The organism is Paenibacillus sp. BK033, from assembly GCF_004345425.1.
Lineage (GTDB): Bacteria > Bacillota > Bacilli > Paenibacillales > Paenibacillaceae > Pristimantibacillus.
Map to the genome: position 1 here is coordinate 135,152 of NZ_SLVP01000010.1, position 17,183 is coordinate 152,334.

Consider the following 17,183-nt stretch of genomic DNA (forward strand, 5'->3'; position numbering starts at 1 on the left):
CGCCCAAGAATACCTATCTATGAAAAAAAGGTTAGGAGCCCGCTATCTGTCTCTAACCTATTTCTAACCATTTATTATTGGATCTTACAAAGGCTTCCAAGAAACCGAAGCTGGAATTTTACGAAAAAATGGGCCGATATTCCTATTTTCGACAAAAAAAGAACTAATCTTACCACACTTTCCGACATATTCCAGTCGTACTGTTAGGTATAATAACGTTATTGTTTTACTTTATTAGAAGTAGGGAGTCGGATAAAATGAGAGATGCAGAAATGCAAGTAGCAAGCACCGAAGATACACGTACGGAGCTAAATATTAGGGAGATATTAATTCAACTCAATATTCCGCCGGAAAAATGGCCAGCGGATCTTATCCAACCCTAACAAATTATCCCGATTCTAATTCATCATTCGTTCCGCGCGAACGAATGCAATAAATCGTTTCGTCTCTTCAGCCGTAAGCTTACGACCGTCCACGCTTAAATTATACTTCTCCAGCAGCTCTTCGTCGGATAGCTCCAGATGATCGACAAAGCTACGAATATCTTCGCTTAACGCCGCCTGTGTATTCGTCGTTCTTCCTACCAAATAATCTATGGTAACTTGATACAGGTCAGCAAACTTCGCCAAGGTCTCCGTATCAGGCTCTCTGCGGTTTTTCTCGTAATGAGATAATGCAGCCCTTGATATGCCGAGCTTTGAGGCGGTTTGCTCCTGTGTCCATTTTCTTTCTTCCCTCAAGCCAGCAATTCGGTTTCCTATATTCATCCTTATATCCTCCTAAAATGACTGACTTCCGCTACACCTATATTAATACGTAGAAGTTAAAATTTCATTTGTTGCAACAAAACGTCGCAAAATATCCACGTTATCTTTATTTCCACTTGACATGTTACAAATCGTATCGTAAAGTGAAGGAAATGCTAGATACGTATTGTATCATCAATCCTCAGTATTCACACGTCTCGCCGCCTTTATTCCTCTCTGCCAGCGTAACCGAAAGTTTAGGTCTCGCGGGTGAAAATCTGGTAAGGAGATGCTTCCGCTATGGGTGCCGACCCGTTTATACCACGGTCTAATATTCGTATTCACCTGAATGAAGGGATAACCGCCATGGCCGGTCTGCTGGATGAGCAGGGCCTTCTGCTTACGGCTTCGACATGTCCGGTGTTGATTCTGAACATCAGCCGTCATGGACTGTGCTTTTTGTCGGGACTGCGCTTTCCTGTGCATAAAGGCTACATGCTGGATTTCCAGATGAAAATCTCCGGCGTGGCGATCAATCTTCGCGGCCATGTCGTTTGGCGCAACGCGAGGGAGAACCAATATGAATACGGCATCATCTTTCATCCTCCGGGCAGGCTACGGGCCGTGTTGGTCCGCATGCTGAATCAGGAGCTTCTGCGTCAAAGCCCGCGGCAGTACAAGATTCATGCATTATATCGGGCATTAAGTTATAAGGCAATTCAATAATAGCTGGCAGGTGGTAAACCCGTGCAACAATCCGTATTGGAAAATAGCAAGCTGATCACGACGAGCAATCCCGATTCCCCTATTGCCGAAGCGTACCGTTCTTTACGCACGAATATTCAATTTTCTTCAATAGATGTACCTGTGAAGACGTTGATGGTAACGTCCTGTCAGTCCGGCGACGGCAAAACAACAACGATTGCGAACCTTGCGGTTGCATTCTCGCAAGAAGGCAAACGTGTTCTTTTGGTTGATGCGGATTTGAGACGGCCTACCCTTCATACGGTATTTATGCTGTCCAATCAGTCCGGATTGACGAATGTTCTGGCAAATCAGATGGATTGGCAGGATGCGGTGCATTCCACCTCGGTAGATAATTTGTTTTTTATCGGCTCCGGACCTACTCCGCCTAACCCGTCGGAAATGCTGGGCTCCAAAAAAATGAATCAGCTTATCGAGGAGCTGTCCGCCCATTACGATATGATCCTGTTTGACGCTCCGCCATCTCTGGTTGTTACCGACGGTCTTGTGCTTGCTTCCAAGTGCGACGGCGTAGTTGCCGTCATCAGCGTTGGAATGACCAAGCGCCAGCAAGCGAAAAAGTTGTACGCCAGTCTTGAGCATGTAAAAGCGAAGCTGCTCGGAGTCGTGCTCAACAATAAGAAAAAGAAAAGCAAGGAACAGTTGTATTACACCTATTACGGAACTAACGGGAGGATGTAATGGGAGAGCAGCAAGTAAGACTCGTATTATTAGCCGGCGGTCAAGGCAGACGGATGTGGCCGCTTTCTCATGCGAAGCGCGCAAAGCAGCTTCTGCCCCTGCTGTCTGGACCGAATGGTGAAAGAGAGTCTTTGCTGAACAGGCTGTGGCGGCAGCTGGACCAGGTTGGTCTGCAGCAGGATGCGTTTATCGCGATCAGCCGCAATCAGACGGATATCCTGCGCGACCAGCTCTCCATCAATCTGAACGTGATTCAGGAGCCGGAAGCGAAAGGCCGTTATCCCGTGGTTGCCCTTGCTGCTTCCTATCTTTATTCGGTTGCTTCCATTCCTCTCCACGAGACGGTTGCCGTGTTGCCGGCGGACTTGTATGTGGAGGAAGAAGACTGGCTTGAAACGCTGAAGGAGCTGCCGGAACAGCTTCGCAGACATCAATTAGATCGTGCGTTGACAAGCGATGAGAGCGGCATTATCGTCTTCCGGTTGGAAAGCGTAATTTCCGCTTTGACGGAAGAAGGTCTTCCCGTCCGGTATGAGCAGCTGTTCCGTCATTACGGGGAGCTTCATAGCCGGCTGGAAAACGGAATGACCCGATTATTTGAAAGAAGCCCCACCTTCCGGATGCCGGAGCAGCCCTTCTGCCGCATTGACAGCTGGAGTGCTCTTTCTGCCGCGTTCCCGGAAAACGCTTCTATTTATAATGATTCGGCAGCTCCCGTAATTATGATGGGGCTGAGCAATATTACGGTGGCGGTTTCTTCCGCGGGCATTCTCATTGCCGATCAAACAGCCTCTATTCCTGATGAACAGGTACGGAACCTAAGCGCGGAGCAACAACCGCTGGTCCCCGGTTATGAGGCAGGCAGGTGGGGGAAGGCAATCGTGATAAGCTGCATGTCCAGCGAGGAAGGGCAGCAAGCCATCACGAGAAAGCTCGAAGTGGTGGAAGGCGGGTTTCTAAGCTATGCCTTTTATCTTCGGCGGAAAATCGTCTGGACAGTGCTGGCCGGTGCCGGAGAGCTGATCCGCAATGAGAAGAGAAGCATCATTAAGACAGGCGAAGTCGTCGAGCTTCTGCCGGGAGAGCGGCATACCGTTGTGGCCGGATCCGGACTGACGCTTCTGGAAGCGCATATCGGAACGGATCTAACCGAAGATGACCGGATTGTGCTCGGAGATTTCGGGGAGGAAGTCAGCACGGCCATCTAGGTGCAGCGGTCATGAAGAAGGGGGAAGAAAAGGGTGAGACGGGGCTGGAGAAGAGCGCTAATCGGCATTGGGGCGGGATTAGTTATCCTTGCTGTCGGGACGGCCGGCTATGCCTGGCATCTGTACGGTTCGGTGAAAGAGACGGCGGGCAAAATCTATGAGCCGATAAAGCCCACGGTATACGTAAGCAAGGATCCGGAGGTAACGGTCAAACCGCAGCAGGCGGCTCAGGCTTTAATCGAGAAGCGGCATCCTTTTACGGTATTGGTTATGGGCGTTGACGAGCGGGAGAACGATAAAGGACGCTCCGATACTTTAATTGTGCTTGCGGTTAATCCGGAGAAGAAATCCATCCTCATGTTCAACATACCTCGCGATACAAGAACCGAAATCATCGGTCACGGCACAACGGACAAAATCAATCATGCGTATGCCTTTGGCGGCGTATCGATGGCGAAAAACACGGTCGAGCATTTTCTGGATTATCCCATCGATTATTACATCCGGATCAACATGGAAGGCTTCGCCCATCTGATTGACATTCTCGGCGGCGTCGAGGTAAACAATCCGTTTGCCTTCTATTATGAGGATCACCAATTCGATAAAGGCACGCTTAAGCTGAATGGCGAGCTTGCGCTCAAATATTCCAGAATGCGTTACGACGATCCAAGAGGGGATCTTGGCCGGAATGCCAGACAGCGGGAGATTCTGACGGAGGTCATGAAGAGCTCGCTTCAGTTCTCCAATATTACTCAGATTCAAAAGATACTGAAAGAGCTGGGGAGCAGCGTCAAAACAAACATTACGTTTGACGAGATGAAGACCTTTATGACCGATTACCGGGAAGACCTCGGCAGTATCGATACCGTTGAGATTAACGGTTCGGGAAGCATGATCAATAAAGTCTGGTACATGCTTGTAAGCAAGGAAGAGAAAGAGCGGATTCACGAGCTGCTAAAAGAACAAATGGATACCAATCAGACGGCGTCTTAACAGGACGCTGTTTTTTGCAGCCGAACTGTAAACGCTTACACGTTAAAAGGCGACAAATTGCATACAAGTATTGACAACTTTCGCTAAATCCAATAAAGTAAAGATACGAATTGTAACAACTATTCGATATTGATACAAATAGTATTGTGAGCGGGGGAGTAATGATGATGCAATTGGAAGAATGCTTTTATTGCGTGGGCTGCGGAAAAATGGTAAAGGTGCATGATGCAAAAGCGCTTTTTCGGACCGGCTTTTTCCGTGTTGTCCTACCGTTAGGCTGCTGCTCGGATTGTTCACGGGTCTAAGCGCAAACGGCTGCGCCGTCCTCTAAATAAAGTCTTAATAGGCTGTTCACTTTCCCTCCCCCTTCTAATTCGCTATAATAGACGGACGATACATAGAACTAGATTTTGGAAAATCAAGCAATGATTCATCAAGCGATGATTCATTCAAAGGGAGGGTATCATGGAGCAACCGATCGTACAGCTGCAGCAAGTGACGAAGCGAATCGGGCAGAAGACGATTATAGACAATCTGACGCTGGATCTGCCTTTAGGCGAAGTGTTTGGTTTTCTTGGGCCCAACGGCTCCGGCAAAACGACCACGATCCGCATGATGGTCGGCCTCATGGCCATGACCGCGGGCGAAATCAAAATCGGCGGCTACAGCATCCGGACCCAGTATCAACAGGCTATTCGGAATGTGGGAGCGATTGTCGAGAATCCGGAAATGTACAAGTATTTGACGGGTTATCAGAATCTTATCCATTTCGCGCGGATGATCGAGGGTGTGACGCCCGAAAGGATTCAGGAGGTCATTACCCTTGTTGGGCTGGAATCCCGCATTCATGACAAGGTGAAAACTTATTCTCTCGGGATGCGCCAAAGACTGGGGGTCGCTCAAGCGATTCTGCACCGTCCTAAGCTGCTTATCCTTGACGAGCCAACCAACGGATTGGATCCGGCCGGTATCCGCGAGCTTCGCGATTACCTCCGCCAGCTGTCCAAGGAAGAAGGCATCGCCGTATTCGTCTCCAGTCACCTTCTCTCCGAGATGGAGCTGATGTGCGACCGGGTTGCGATTATTCAAAGCGGCAAGCTGATCGATGTGCGGACTATCCACCAGGGAGGTCTGGATGCCGCTAGCAATGTGAATATGCTCTTTGAAGTAGACAAGCCTGCGGAAGCATCCGAAGTTGCGGCGGGGCTTGGCAAAGCTGCGTTCAGGGAAGGCGACAGCCTTATTATTGAAGCGAATCGCGAGTTCGCGGCGGATTTTAACGCCCGATTGGTCGCCGCAGGCATCAAGGTGTACGGCATCCGCGTCCAAACCAAGTCGCTTGAGGATCAATTCCTTGAAGTAACGGGGGGTGAGCGCATTGTTTAATTTTTTCAAGCTGGTTCAGAATGAGAACATGAAAATTTACCGCCGCCCTCGGACGTATGTCATGCTGGGCATCTTGCTTGCGTTAATCGCGGCAATATCGATTATCGGTTATTTCGTGGATCAGAATCATACAACCTCCGCATGGAGCATGATTATGACGGAAGTGATGATCTCGTATACGCTGATTACCGTATTTACGATCATAATCGCTTCCTCGGGCGTAGCCGACGAGTTTACGAGCGGCACAATCAAGCTGCTGCTGATTCGTCCGTGGACAAGGTCCAAAATTCTGCTGTCCAAATACATTGCCGTTCTCCTGTATGCGCTAGGCATGGTTATCGTTATGCTGCTGTTTGCCATCGTGCTGAATTTGATTCTGTTCGATGCCGGCGATAATACGGCAACCGATATCATTTCCCCGCTTGTGTCGGGATCCATGGCGGCTTATTTGATTAAATACGCCCTGCTGAAGTACGTGTCGCTGATCGTCACAACAACGCTTGCCTTTATGCTGGCGACCGTGTCCCGCAGCGGCGCGCTCGCTATCGGCTTGTCGCTGTTCCTGATTTTGGGGGTTAATTCCTTTACGCCATTGCTGGCAGCGCTCAAGTATAAATGGGCGGATTACATTCTGTTCATCCACCTTGACCTTACGCAATATTTGAACGATACGCCATTGCGCGACGGTTCAACGATGGGCTTTTCCATCGCCGTCCTGGCCGTCTATTACGCCATCTTTGTCGCTCTGGCCTGGTATGTCTTCAAGAAGAGGGACGTAGCGGCTTAATAGCGAAAAAACTCCCATTCGGTTCTTCCTTCCGGAAGAGCAGAATGGGAGTTTTTCGTGACCGGCCGTATAGGTCCGATCAGACGGCCTGGCGGGCTTTTTCCTTCTCGCGGCTTTGTTCTTTGGCTGGCTCGGACAACGGGCGGGTACGCTCGGTTTGGCGCTCCATGTGGCAGGTACCGTTCAGCATGCCGCCGTCCTGTACAATAATGCCTTGAGCGGATAAGCTGCCGGTCAGCTGCCCGGTTGCGGTAATGGTCAGCCTTCCTTTGGCGGTTACCTCGCCGTATACCTTGCCCGCAATCGTAATGTCCCTGGCGGTTATGTTCGAGCGTGCCATACCGTTTTCTCCGATAATGACATCCCCCAGACATTCAATGTCTCCGCTATGTTCTCCTTCAATGCGGAGGTTCGCCTCGCAGACCAGCTTGCCCTCGATATGCGTTCCGAGACCAATCAACGTATCGGTCGCCGAAACACGCTTGTTATCCTTGAACATGGGATGGGTTGATCCTCCTTCCGCTCGGCCGGATTTGACGTTCTATTGACTTTTATTCTCGCAAAGCTCGAAACATGCCAGAATTATCTTTCGGCGATAGGAGAAAAGTGGCGTATACCTACGGGTCAGTACGAGTTTGTCGAATATAATGATAGTGCCAGAGTTCTGATTGAACAGGATGGTGAGGCATGAACGTAATGGAAACAAGGCTGCCGGGAGTGAAGCTGCTGGAGCCGCCTGTATACGGCGATCACAGAGGATTTTTTACCGAAAGCTATAACGAGAAGACGGCACGAGAGAATGGCATCCTGCATGCTTTCGTTCAGGATAATCATTCGTTGTCGGTCGAAGCGGGGGTTCTCCGCGGCCTGCATTATCAGCTTCAGCCGAAAGCGCAGACCAAGCTGGTCCGGGTTACGGCGGGGGCGATCTACGATGTCGTTGTGGACATACGCCGCGGCTCGCCAACCTTTGGGCAATGGCAGGGCTTTATTCTGAGCGCGGCCAATAAGAGACAGCTGTTAGTTCCGCAAGGCTTCGCCCACGGCTTCTGCACGCTGGTGCCAAACTGCGAGGTGCAGTATAAGGTGGACGCCTTGTACGCCGCGGAGCATGACAGGGGGATTGCCTGGAACGATCCTGCGCTTGGCATTGACTGGCCGGTATCGAAACCGATTCTGTCGGACAAAGACGCTAAGCATCCCGTGCTTGCCCAGGCGGAAATCAATTTTGTCTATGAGGGGTGAGCATTCCGCAATGAAACTGTTAATTACGGGCGGAGCGGGGTTTATCGGGAGCAACTTCGTTCATTATATGCTGAGCCGTTATCCCGATTACGAGATTATTAACGTCGATGCCTTAACGTATGCGGGCAACCCGGAAAATCTGCGGCAGGTGGAGAAGCATCCGAACTATACGTTCGTCAAAGCGGATATTGCCGATCAGGCGGCGCTTACCCCGCTGTTTGAATCGGGTATTGACGCGGTCATTAACTTTGCCGCGGAATCCCATGTGGACCGCAGTATTTTGCAGCCGGGACTGTTTGTGCATACGAATATCGTCGGGACGCAGACGCTGCTTGATTTGTCCAAGACTTTTCGAGTGCAGAGATACGTGCAGGTGTCGACGGACGAGGTATACGGTACGCTTGGGGCAGAGGGACTGTTTACGGAAAGCACGCCGCTTGCGCCGAACAGTCCGTATTCGGCAAGCAAAGCCGGGGCCGATCTGCTTGTCCGCGCTTATCACGAGACCTACGGCCTGCAGGCTGTCATTACGCGTTGTTCGAATAACTATGGACCGTATCAGTTCCCGGAAAAGCTAATTCCGCTGATGATCCTGAACGCGCTGCAGGATAAGCCGCTGCCGGTTTACGGCGACGGTCTTCAGATCAGAGACTGGCTGTATGTCGAGGATCATTGCAAAGCGATCGATCTGGTGCTTCATCGGGGCCGGATCGGGGAGGTGTACAACGTTGGCGGCAGCAATGAACGAACCAATCTTCAAGTCGTGCAGACCATTCTGCAAGAGCTGGGCAAGCCGGCTTCGCTGATCCGCCATGTGCAGGACCGTCCGGGCCATGACCGGCGTTACGCGATTGACGCGAATAAAATCAAAACCGAGCTGGGATGGACACCGGAGCACAGCTTCGAGAAAGGCATTGCCTCTACGATTGCCTGGTATCTTCGCAACGAAGAATGGCTGGAGAAGGTTGTATCCGGCGCTTACATGCGCTATTACGATACGCAGTATGCGAAAAGGCTGGAGTCCGAATGACCGGAACGGAGGAGAATAGAAGGCTGAAGGTAGCCGTCACGGGAGCAAACGGACAGCTGGGACGCGAGCTCGCGATGCTGGACACCGGAGGCCGGTTCGAGATTATTGGGCTTAGCCGCTTGGAGCTCGACATTACGGACCTGAAGCAATGCCGAAGCGTAATGGCAAGGCTTCGTCCGGATGCCGTTATTCACTGCGCGGCCTATACCGCGGTGGACAAAGCGGAAGCGGAGCCCGATGAAGCCTTCCGCATTAACGCTGCCGGTACGCGTAATATAGCGGTTGCAGCAAGGGAGATCGGCGCCAAGCTGTGCGCGGTGAGCACCGATTACGTGTTTGACGGAACGGGCACGGTTCCGTATAAGGAGCATGACCGGACCAATCCCCGGACGGTGTACGGGCAGTCCAAGCTGGCCGGCGAGCAGGCCGTGTCGAGCCTGCATGACCGTTATTATATCGTCAGAACCTCCTGGGTATTTGGGGCTCATGGCAATAACTTCGTAAAAACCATGCTCAAGCTTGCTTCGGAGCGGGAACAGCTTAAGGTTGTGGCGGATCAGTGGGGCTCGCCGACCTACACCAGGGACTTGGCCGTCTTCCTGCTGGAGCTGGTCAGCACCGATTATTACGGAATTTATCATGCCTCCGGCAGCGGATTCTGCTCCTGGTACGAGTTTGCGCAGGCGATTATGGAGGAGAGCGGCAGCAGCACCCGGATCGAGCCTTGCGCGACGGAGGAGTTTCCCCGGCCGGCTCCCCGCCCGCATTATTCGGTCATGGATCATGGCGCGATTCGCAGCAATGGCTTTAAGCCGCTCCCGCCTTGGCGGGAAGCGCTCCGCCGTTATTTATCCAATGTCCAATCATCGTATTGAGGGGTAACTGCCTGTCTGCCGGAATCACCGGGCAGACAGGCGGTTTTTGCGTTCTTCTAGTATACGCTTAAGGCGGGTCGACCAAACTAAATGAATGGGAATTTTAGCAGCGGGGTGAGAGGATGATCGGTTGGTATATCGGAATAATCCTATTTTTACTCCTGTATAGCGCTCAATCTGCTGTCATTGTATGGATCGAAAGGCGTCTTCCGGCCAAGGCGGCCGCTTGGATTGTCATTGCGCTGGCCGTTCCTGTTCTTGGTTTTGCGGGATATTGGATGATTGGCCGCTCGAGACGCGTTAAGAAAGGACAGGCCGTCTCGAGAGAATACGAACAGGCTGCCGAGCGGTTGTCCGTTTGCGCCGACGGTCCGGGCGAGCTGGGGCAAGCAGGCCTGCTGGAGCGGGAACAGCTGCTTCGGGTCCTGCGCGTATCTTCCGGCAGACCGGTTACGTTAGGCAACCAGGTGAAGGTGCTGACGAACGGGAGGGAGACGTTTGCCTCCATATTGGAAGAAATGAACCAGGCCAGACATCATATTCACCTGGACTATTACACGATCCGCGATGACGGGATTGGCCGTGAATTTTTGAAGATCCTGACCGCCAAAGCCCAGGCGGGCGTTGAGGTTCGCGTATTGTATGACGGGATTGGAAGCGTCAAACTAAGCAAGCGGTATGTCCGGGAGCTGAAGCGTTCTGGCGTGCAGGCAAGCTGTTTTTCCCCGCCGGGGACCGCCTTGCTCAATCGGCTCCTGAACAGCCGCAATCACAGCAAGATTGCCGTGATTGACGGGAAAGTCGGATTTGTAGGCGGCATTAATATCGGAGACGAGTATCTGGGCAAGGACAAGAAGCTGGGCTTCTGGCGGGATACGCAGCTTCGGCTGGAAGGGGACGCGGTTTATTTTCTGCAGGAGCTGTTTATGAAGGATTGGGAGCTTGCCGCCAAGGAGCGTCTGCCGGTGAATGCCGGTTACATGCCCGAGCATGATCCGGATGAAGCCAAGCAAGAGCCGGTAATGATTGTTTCCAGCGGTCCTGACCGGAACGGGGAGCCGATCCTGGAGACGGCGTTCGCCGCCGTGAAAGCGGCCCGTACAAGCGTCTATATTTCAACGCCTTATTTTATTCCGGATGAGAGCCTGCTGGCCGTACTCGGGAGTGCCGCGAAAAGCGGGGTAGATGTGAGGCTGATTATCCCGGGCGTGCCGGACACGCGGTTCGTTCTATGGGCGACCTTGTCGTTCGTGGAACGGATGCTGGAAGCAGGAGTCCGGGTGTACCGTTACCAGAAAGGCTTCATTCACGCGAAAGTGATGGTCGTGGATGATCTGCTTGCGATAGTGGGAACGGCCAATATGGACATGAGAAGCTTCCACAGCAATTTCGAGCAAAATGCGGTGTTGCTCGACGCGGAAACGGTCAAGCGTTTGAGGCGGGATTACGAGCAGGATCTGCTTGACAGCCGCGAGCTGGAGCTGGAAAGCTTCCGGCAAAGAAGGAAAAAGGAAAAGGCAGCGGAGGCCGCTGCCAGACTGTTGTCGCCGCTCTTGTGAGGGGCGGCTTATTTTTTTGCTTGAATAAAGCTGAGGACGTGGCTCAAATCCTGCGGCTTCTCCAGATCGATCAAATCGCCGTAACGCTGCAAACGCTCCCCGATGTTCAGAAGATGGAAGTCAGCCGGCTTAATGCCCCCGGCGTATACTTCTTCCCACTTGAGCGGCGTCGAGACGGGAGCGCCATAGCGCGCTCTTGGCGTATAGGGGGCTGAGATGGTTTTGCCCTTGTAATGCTGAAGGTAATCGACATAAATCAGATCGCCGCGGTTTTTGGTCAACCGCTCCACGGTGAACAGCTGCGGGTAGGCGCTGGACAAATAATCTCCGACAAACTGGCCCAAGCCTCTCAATTCATCGAAGGTGTATTTCTGCTGCAGCGGCACGACAATCTGGACGCCCGTTGCGCCCGAGGTTTTGGGAACGGAGCGGATGTTCAGCGATCCCAGCAGCTTTCCGACAAGCGCGGCGGCTTCGATGATGCGCGGTTCCTCCTCGCGGGAAGGATCAAGATCCAGAATCCATTCGGTCGGATAGTCCGGATTGCTGATCCGGTCGAACGAAGCATGGAACTCCAGGCAGGCCAGGTTGCCAAGCCATAGCAGAGTCGGAAGATTATCGAGATGCACGTACGAGATCCCTTCGCTTGCTGCGATACGGACAAAATCCGGCTTTGGTTCGGGACAGTTTTTCTGATAAAACGATTTGCCCGAGTAACCATGGGGATAGCGGATGGTCGTCAAGTAACGGTCTTTGCAATGCTTGAGCAAAAAAGGCGACAGCATGGCAAGCTTCTCCAAATACATCAGCTTGGTAATCCCGTGCTCGGGCCAAAGCGGTTTTTCCGGATTGGTGACGGTGATTTCCTGTCCTTCCACCGTAACGGTTGCGGGCCGCTTGGCGGATGAGCTTGTCTTGTTCATGAGTGTCCTCCTAATGGTTTTAGGCCAAAGGATACAAGCTTGGGATGTCTTAATAATCCGGCGGATGTCAGCTCGAGTCCGGTAACCCGGCAAGGAAGCGGGGAGGGCAGCCAAACGATGCTCTCGCCCTTAAGCTCCGCCGGCAAAGCCGGAAAAGGCATCGGCCACGAGGGAGCGTCGCTTCTCCGCAGCTGCAGCGTTTGACCTAGCGCTTCCCGCATCGCTTCGTCAAGACCAAGCGAGACGCTGCCGATAAAACGGCCCTGATCGGACATGATCAGGCTGGCTGCGCGGCCGTCTCGGCGCTTTACGCCTACGATGCCGACGTCAAGCAGGAGCGCCCTTTTCTTTTTCAGCCAATCGCGATGGGCTTTGCCTTCCTTATAAGGACTATCAAGCCTCTTGCTGACGATTCCTTCCCACTGATGCTCATCGACCCATTTCCATAAAGCATCCGCATCCGTATAGAGATCGGTTATGAGAAGCCGGTCGGACTGGACGGGCTCCAGCTTGGCAACCAGCCGTTTATGCCGCTCCGCATAGGGAAGCGGGCGCAGGTCCTCCTCGCCGTCCTGCAGCAGGTCGAAGAGAACATACAGCACCTTCCCTTTGCTTGAGGAAGAAGAGAGGTCCCCGCCGAAGCTGCGCTCACGGCTAAGCACCATTTGAAAATTCGGGCGTTCGCCATCGTAATAGACGATCTCGCCGTCCAGCATGCAGGGACCAAGCGCTTCCGCCTGCTCCTGCAATGTCCGGCGGATTTCCGGGTAAACGGCATTTTTGTTCAGCAGCTTGCGCGAGAACAGGTCTATTCTTCCATCCTCATGAACCGTCGCGACGATTCGGACGCCATCCCATTTGATCTGATAGATCCAGCCGGACTCCTTAGGGATACGGTCATCCGCGACAGGAATCATCGGCTCGGCAGGAAGCGTAAAGACCGTCATTAAGAGACGGTCTCCTCTGCTTTAGGCTTCTTGGTTCTAGGTTTGCGCGGCTTTACAACCGGTTTGTCCGCGGCGGCTTCAGGAGCTGCGGCCGCAGGTTTGCCGGCACCGGTATCGAGACCCACTCCGCCCGGAGGCAGCTTGGCCGCGTCAAGGCTCGCCTGCAGCGCGGCCATCAGATCAAGCACGTTGGTTTGCTCCTGCTGCGGAGCTACGCGTATTTCCTGGCCCGCCACTTTATTATGGATGGCCTGAAGCATGTTGGCCCGGTAATCATCGGTATATTTGGACGGTTCGAACGGAGTGGACAGCTGCTCGATCAGAAGCTTGGCCATCGTCAGTTCTTTATCGTTGATGGCAAACGATTCGGGAATTCCGGGAACATGGGAGATCGAGCGGATCTCATCCGGATAATAAATCGTCTCCATTGCCAGACAGTTATCAATGACCCGAATAGCGGCTAAGCTGCTTTTCGAACGGATCGATACTTTGGCTACGCCGATCTTGCCGGTATCGGACATCGCCTGAAGCAATAAGCCGTAAGCATTGCTTCCGGCCTGATCCGGGGACAAATAATACGTCTTCTGGAAGTAGACGGGGTCGATTTCCTCGAGCGCGACAAAATCAAGAATTTGAATCGTGTGAGACTTTTCCCCGGCCAGCTGCTCCAGCTCTTCCTTCTCGAACAGCACATAACGGCCTTTCTCGTACTCGTAGCCTTTAATGATATCGTCCCATTCCGCCTCTACGTCGCAATTCGGACAGCGCCGTACATAGGCGATCGGACTGCCGCAAGGCTTGTGGATCATGCGAAGCGAAATATCCTTATCCTCCGTAGCGGTAAACATTTTCACTGGCACATGGACAAGCCCGAAGCTGATTGCGCCTTTCCACACCGTATGCATCTGGTTACTCCTCCTAAAATGATTATTTATTTTTATGCCTTCATCTATTTCTTTATTGTTCCCGCAATGCATGAGAATCAATCAAATCGGGCATATTTTGCTTGAACCAACAATGCTTGCCGCAGGGAGGAGTGAAGCGACTATGATGGAATTCGACGACTTGGAAAACAAAGAAAAGGCGCCGGCTGACAAATGGGACGAAGGCCGCGACAATTACTTTATGGATATTGACCGTATGGTGAATGAAGGCTTGGGCGGGGGCACCGTGTCCGAGCATAACGGGCTAATCGATGAATCGACAACCGATTACATGGTTCCCGAAACGAAGGACTGACCTGCAAAGGCAAGTGCGAAGGAGGCCGCGAAGCCAATGGACGTTAACCGTGCCAAACAAATTTATCAATCAGAGGAATCGATCAAGGTCCATCTTGATGACGGGAATTCCGTATGGATTGAACATGTAGACGAAGCAAGCGGTACAGCGACCGTACAGGTCGGAGGACATTCCAAGACGGTACCCGTAGACCGTCTGCAAGAAGGTTAATGGCTTGAAATGAAGGAAGCCGTCTGGGTCTCGGGACCCGGACGGCTTTTTTATTTTGCCGGAAGCATAACCTTTTTGGCGGGGATGCCATTTTATATTTGTAAAAAAATTGAAACCTTTGCCCCTTTCCCATCGTCTATACTAAGGTGTATTTTTGGAAGTGATTTCTATTTTAGTGAAGGTGAGGAAAAGGGATGAGGAAATCGATGAAGGGCAAGCTGCTTGCCACGGTCCTGGCGCTCAGCTTGCTTCCGGTTGGAAGCCTTGCTTATGCGGCGGATTCAGGGACAATGACAGTTGTTGCCTCCACTGGCACGGGAGCAAGTACAGCCCCGGGCGGCATTCTGGACGAAAGCCTGGCGAAAATTTCAAAGGATGAGGCCGTTGAACGCTTCAGGAAGCTGTTCCCTGAGCTGAAGGATGCCGAGGTGACAAGCATAGACCTTGGTAATCCGAATCAATACCCGCCAAGCAACGAAATGGTCTGGACCATTCAGTGGAACGTAACCGTCGAGAACGGAAGTTATGGCTTTGATTCCAGAATCGATGCGATTACCGGAGACATCATTAACTATTATAATTCGCTCCCTAGGGAAGAAGCTTATTATCCGGCTAAAGTATCGAGGTCAGAAGCCGAGAAAATCGCCAAGGCGTTCATTTTGGTTGCTTCCCCTTCCATGAAGTCGACGGACAAGCTTCAGCTTAAGCCCGTAGAGAGCGATTATCCGCAAGCTTTGTTTGGCCCGGTTCAATACAGCTTCAGTTATCAGGCACAAGTGAACGGCATTCCGACAACCAGCAATCAAATTCAGGTGGTTGTTGACGGTAACGGGAATATTATTAATTATTACGGTTTTAGCACGGGTAAAGATTACCCGTCTCCGGATACAAACCTGACCGCGGAACAAGCCGCCGACAAAATGAAAAAAGAATTGAAACTGCAGCTGGCCTACGTTCCGGGCGCCGATTATTACGTGAACCAAACGAATACATCGGCTTACCGCCTTGGCTATGTTGCGGTAGGGGGGATCGGCCTGATTGATGCCAAATCGGGCAAGTTCCTTGATGATCAAGGACAGGCTATCGATTCCTTTCCGGCAACCGGCTACTCCTCTATTTCCTCTTCGGCAGCTGCTTTCAAGCCTCATACGGGAGGGGAACTGACGAAGGAGGAAGCGATTGCGGTTGTAACCTCGGTTGTCGGCAAGGACGCCTTTGAAGGAACCCAGCAGGCTTCCTCCAGCACGGACCGCGACGGCCGCAAGACTTGGTCGATCTATAACGGCAGCCCGTTTGGCGGTATTCAAACCCATGCTACAGTGGATGCAAAAACGGGCCAATTAATCGATTACTCTACTTTTTCATATCCGACCGGTGATTCCTCCGCCGCCGATGAAACGGCAGGAAAGCCATCGATTACGGAAGCGCAAGCGAAAGTTAAAGCCCAGGATCTCATGACTTCGTTATATCCGAATGCCTCCGGCAGCCTGAAGCTGGTCGAACGCTCTGGAACGGGCTCCTATAGTCCGGATACGGCCTTTATTTACAGCTTCCAGCAGTTCTACAAAGACAAGCCGATTCAGCCGGCAGCTGTTCAGATTAATCTGGACGGACAAGGAAATCTGACGAACTATTATAATATGACTTTACCGGAGGATAAGCTTGGGAAGCTGGATTCCTTGACCGCGAAAATCACGGAGGAACAGGCCCTTAAGCTATACCGTGACTCTATTCATGCCGAACTGCAGTACACCACGGTCGGAGGCAGCTACGTGGATGGCAAGCTCCAGGAGCAGCAAGTGAAGCTTGTGTACATGCCCAAATTAACGAATGACAATAACTGGGGCTTCCTTGTAAATGCGGTTACCGGCAAGCTGGAGCAGCAATATATTTTCCCTGGCACAACGGTGCAGAAGGGTGAAATTCCGGCGGATGCCAAGAAGCATTGGGCGTCCAAATCGCTGCAGGTCATGTTCGACTACGGCATTATCAAGCCGGAAGCGGACGGACTTATTCACCCGGACCAAACCGTTAACAACGGAGACTGGGTGAACATGCTGCTGGACGGCTTTACGGGGGGACAAAGCTATACGACTCCGCAGAAGCAGCGGTTTGCCGACATTCCTGTCGACAGCCCGTACGCTTCGGCGGTAGAATACCTGGTGCAGAGAGGCTTCCTTAAAGCATCTCCAACGCAAAAGCTTAACCCCGAGCAGGCTTTGACGCGCGGCGACTTGGCGGTATGGCTGACCAAACTGCTGAAATACGACAAGCTGTCCGAGTTCATGTCCGGAGATGCCGATGTGACCAAGCTGAAGGATGCTGCCCTCATCAAAAACAAAGGCGCCGTAACGGTTGCCATGAAGCTGGGACTGTTAACGGCCGAGAACGGGAAGTTTAACCCGAACGCTCCGGTTACGAAAGCGCAAATCAGTATCGTTCTGCTTAGACTTGCGACCTTGCAGGACAAAGTGGATTCGCCGATTATGAACAGCAATTATTATTGATAGCCTTTTAAATGCAACAAAAAAGCTGCCGGGAGACCGCAATGTCATTAACGCCTTAACGAAATGACATTGCGGGAAACCG

19 protein-coding genes are annotated in these 17,183 nt (G+C 52.1%); 14 read left to right on the plus strand and 5 right to left on the minus strand.

Translation table 11 applies throughout. The annotated features are described in order from the left end of the window. The first annotated feature begins 257 nt into the window (after positions 1 to 257). Positions 258 to 383 carry a hypothetical protein gene (locus tag EV294_RS30950; protein WP_279513609.1) on the plus strand — a complete coding sequence of 42 codons (126 nt, stop codon included), beginning with the start codon at positions 258 to 260 and terminating at the stop codon, positions 381 to 383. A gap of 15 nt (positions 384 to 398) precedes the next feature. On the opposite strand, the gene EV294_RS25510 is transcribed toward EV294_RS30950, so the two are convergent. Beyond that, entirely contained in the window at positions 399 to 767 is a 369-nt protein-coding gene (locus tag EV294_RS25510) for a helix-turn-helix domain-containing protein (RefSeq protein WP_132312039.1), read from the minus strand. A gap of 279 nt (positions 768 to 1,046) precedes the next feature. Here EV294_RS25510 and EV294_RS25515 point away from each other — a divergent pair, with 279 nt between their 5' ends. The 6 genes from EV294_RS25515 to EV294_RS25540 all read left to right on the plus strand — a co-directional run bounded on the left by EV294_RS25515 (position 1,047) and on the right by EV294_RS25540 (position 6,566). Further along, positions 1,047 to 1,472 (plus strand): PilZ domain-containing protein, encoded by a 426-nt coding sequence (locus tag EV294_RS25515; protein WP_132312041.1) that lies wholly within the window; start codon positions 1,047 to 1,049, stop codon positions 1,470 to 1,472. Between the two features lie 21 nt (positions 1,473 to 1,493). Next, positions 1,494 to 2,192, plus strand: coding sequence for a CpsD/CapB family tyrosine-protein kinase (locus EV294_RS25520; RefSeq protein WP_132312043.1), 699 nt, complete (start codon positions 1,494 to 1,496; stop codon positions 2,190 to 2,192). Continuing rightward, a complete protein-coding gene (locus tag EV294_RS25525) occupies positions 2,192 to 3,400 on the plus strand; it encodes a sugar phosphate nucleotidyltransferase (RefSeq protein WP_132312045.1) in 1,209 nt (402 codons plus the stop codon). The genes EV294_RS25520 and EV294_RS25525 overlap by 1 nt, the downstream gene beginning before the upstream one ends. A 33-nt stretch (positions 3,401 to 3,433) precedes the next feature. Then, a complete protein-coding gene (locus tag EV294_RS25530; protein WP_207918195.1) occupies positions 3,434 to 4,393 on the plus strand; it encodes an LCP family glycopolymer transferase in 960 nt (319 codons plus the stop codon). 465 nt (positions 4,394 to 4,858) lie between these two features. After that, positions 4,859 to 5,779 carry an ABC transporter ATP-binding protein gene (locus tag EV294_RS25535; RefSeq protein ID WP_132312047.1) on the plus strand — a complete coding sequence of 307 codons (921 nt, stop codon included), beginning with the start codon at positions 4,859 to 4,861 and terminating at the stop codon, positions 5,777 to 5,779. Beyond that, entirely contained in the window at positions 5,763 to 6,566 is an 804-nt protein-coding gene (locus EV294_RS25540; protein WP_243711797.1) for an ABC transporter permease, read from the plus strand. Before EV294_RS25535 ends, EV294_RS25540 begins: the two co-directional genes overlap by 17 nt. A 79-nt stretch (positions 6,567 to 6,645) precedes the next feature. Here the strand turns inward: EV294_RS25540 and EV294_RS25545 are convergent, their stop codons facing one another. Then, positions 6,646 to 7,065: a bactofilin family protein gene (locus tag EV294_RS25545; RefSeq protein ID WP_132312051.1), complete on the minus strand. Its 420-nt coding sequence runs from the start codon at positions 7,063 to 7,065 to the stop codon at positions 6,646 to 6,648. A 188-nt stretch (positions 7,066 to 7,253) separates the two neighbouring features. On the opposite strand from EV294_RS25545, the gene rfbC reads away from it, so the two are divergent. From rfbC to cls, 4 genes are all read left to right on the plus strand, one after another. Beyond that, positions 7,254 to 7,811 (plus strand): dTDP-4-dehydrorhamnose 3,5-epimerase, encoded by a 558-nt coding sequence (rfbC, locus tag EV294_RS25550; RefSeq protein ID WP_132312053.1) that lies wholly within the window; start codon positions 7,254 to 7,256, stop codon positions 7,809 to 7,811. Between the two features lie 10 nt (positions 7,812 to 7,821). Continuing rightward, positions 7,822 to 8,841 carry a dTDP-glucose 4,6-dehydratase gene (gene rfbB, locus EV294_RS25555; RefSeq protein ID WP_132312055.1) on the plus strand — a complete coding sequence of 340 codons (1,020 nt, stop codon included), beginning with the start codon at positions 7,822 to 7,824 and terminating at the stop codon, positions 8,839 to 8,841. 23 nt (positions 8,842 to 8,864) lie between these two features. After that, a complete protein-coding gene (gene rfbD, locus EV294_RS25560; RefSeq protein WP_132312156.1) occupies positions 8,865 to 9,716 on the plus strand; it encodes a dTDP-4-dehydrorhamnose reductase in 852 nt (283 codons plus the stop codon). Positions 9,717 to 9,838: 122 nt separating this feature from the next. Continuing rightward, positions 9,839 to 11,275, plus strand: coding sequence for a cardiolipin synthase (gene cls / locus EV294_RS25565; RefSeq protein ID WP_132312057.1), 1,437 nt, complete (start codon positions 9,839 to 9,841; stop codon positions 11,273 to 11,275). A gap of 8 nt (positions 11,276 to 11,283) precedes the next feature. On the opposite strand, the gene ligD is transcribed toward cls, so the two are convergent. The 3 genes from ligD to ku are packed head-to-tail and all read right to left on the minus strand — an operon-like array spanning position 11,284 to position 14,050. Further along, positions 11,284 to 12,198, minus strand: coding sequence for a non-homologous end-joining DNA ligase (ligD, locus tag EV294_RS25570; protein WP_132312059.1), 915 nt, complete (start codon positions 12,196 to 12,198; stop codon positions 11,284 to 11,286). Beyond that, on the minus strand, positions 12,195 to 13,145 hold the full coding sequence (locus EV294_RS25575; protein WP_132312061.1) for an ATP-dependent DNA ligase: 951 nt from the start codon (positions 13,143 to 13,145) through the stop codon (positions 12,195 to 12,197). The genes ligD and EV294_RS25575 overlap by 4 nt, the downstream gene beginning before the upstream one ends. Continuing rightward, positions 13,145 to 14,050: a non-homologous end joining protein Ku gene (ku, locus tag EV294_RS25580; protein WP_132312063.1), complete on the minus strand. Its 906-nt coding sequence runs from the start codon at positions 14,048 to 14,050 to the stop codon at positions 13,145 to 13,147. Before ku ends, EV294_RS25575 begins: the two co-directional genes overlap by 1 nt. 145 nt (positions 14,051 to 14,195) lie before the next feature. On the opposite strand from ku, the gene EV294_RS25585 reads away from it, so the two are divergent. From EV294_RS25585 to EV294_RS25595, 3 genes are all read left to right on the plus strand, one after another. Beyond that, on the plus strand, positions 14,196 to 14,384 hold the full coding sequence (locus tag EV294_RS25585) for a hypothetical protein (RefSeq protein WP_132312158.1): 189 nt from the start codon (positions 14,196 to 14,198) through the stop codon (positions 14,382 to 14,384). Positions 14,385 to 14,420: 36 nt separating this feature from the next. After that, positions 14,421 to 14,594 carry an H-type small acid-soluble spore protein gene (locus tag EV294_RS25590; RefSeq protein WP_132312065.1) on the plus strand — a complete coding sequence of 58 codons (174 nt, stop codon included), beginning with the start codon at positions 14,421 to 14,423 and terminating at the stop codon, positions 14,592 to 14,594. A gap of 194 nt (positions 14,595 to 14,788) precedes the next feature. After that, entirely contained in the window at positions 14,789 to 17,101 is a 2,313-nt protein-coding gene (locus EV294_RS25595) for an S-layer homology domain-containing protein (protein WP_132312067.1), read from the plus strand. Positions 17,102 to 17,183 lie beyond the last annotated feature (82 nt).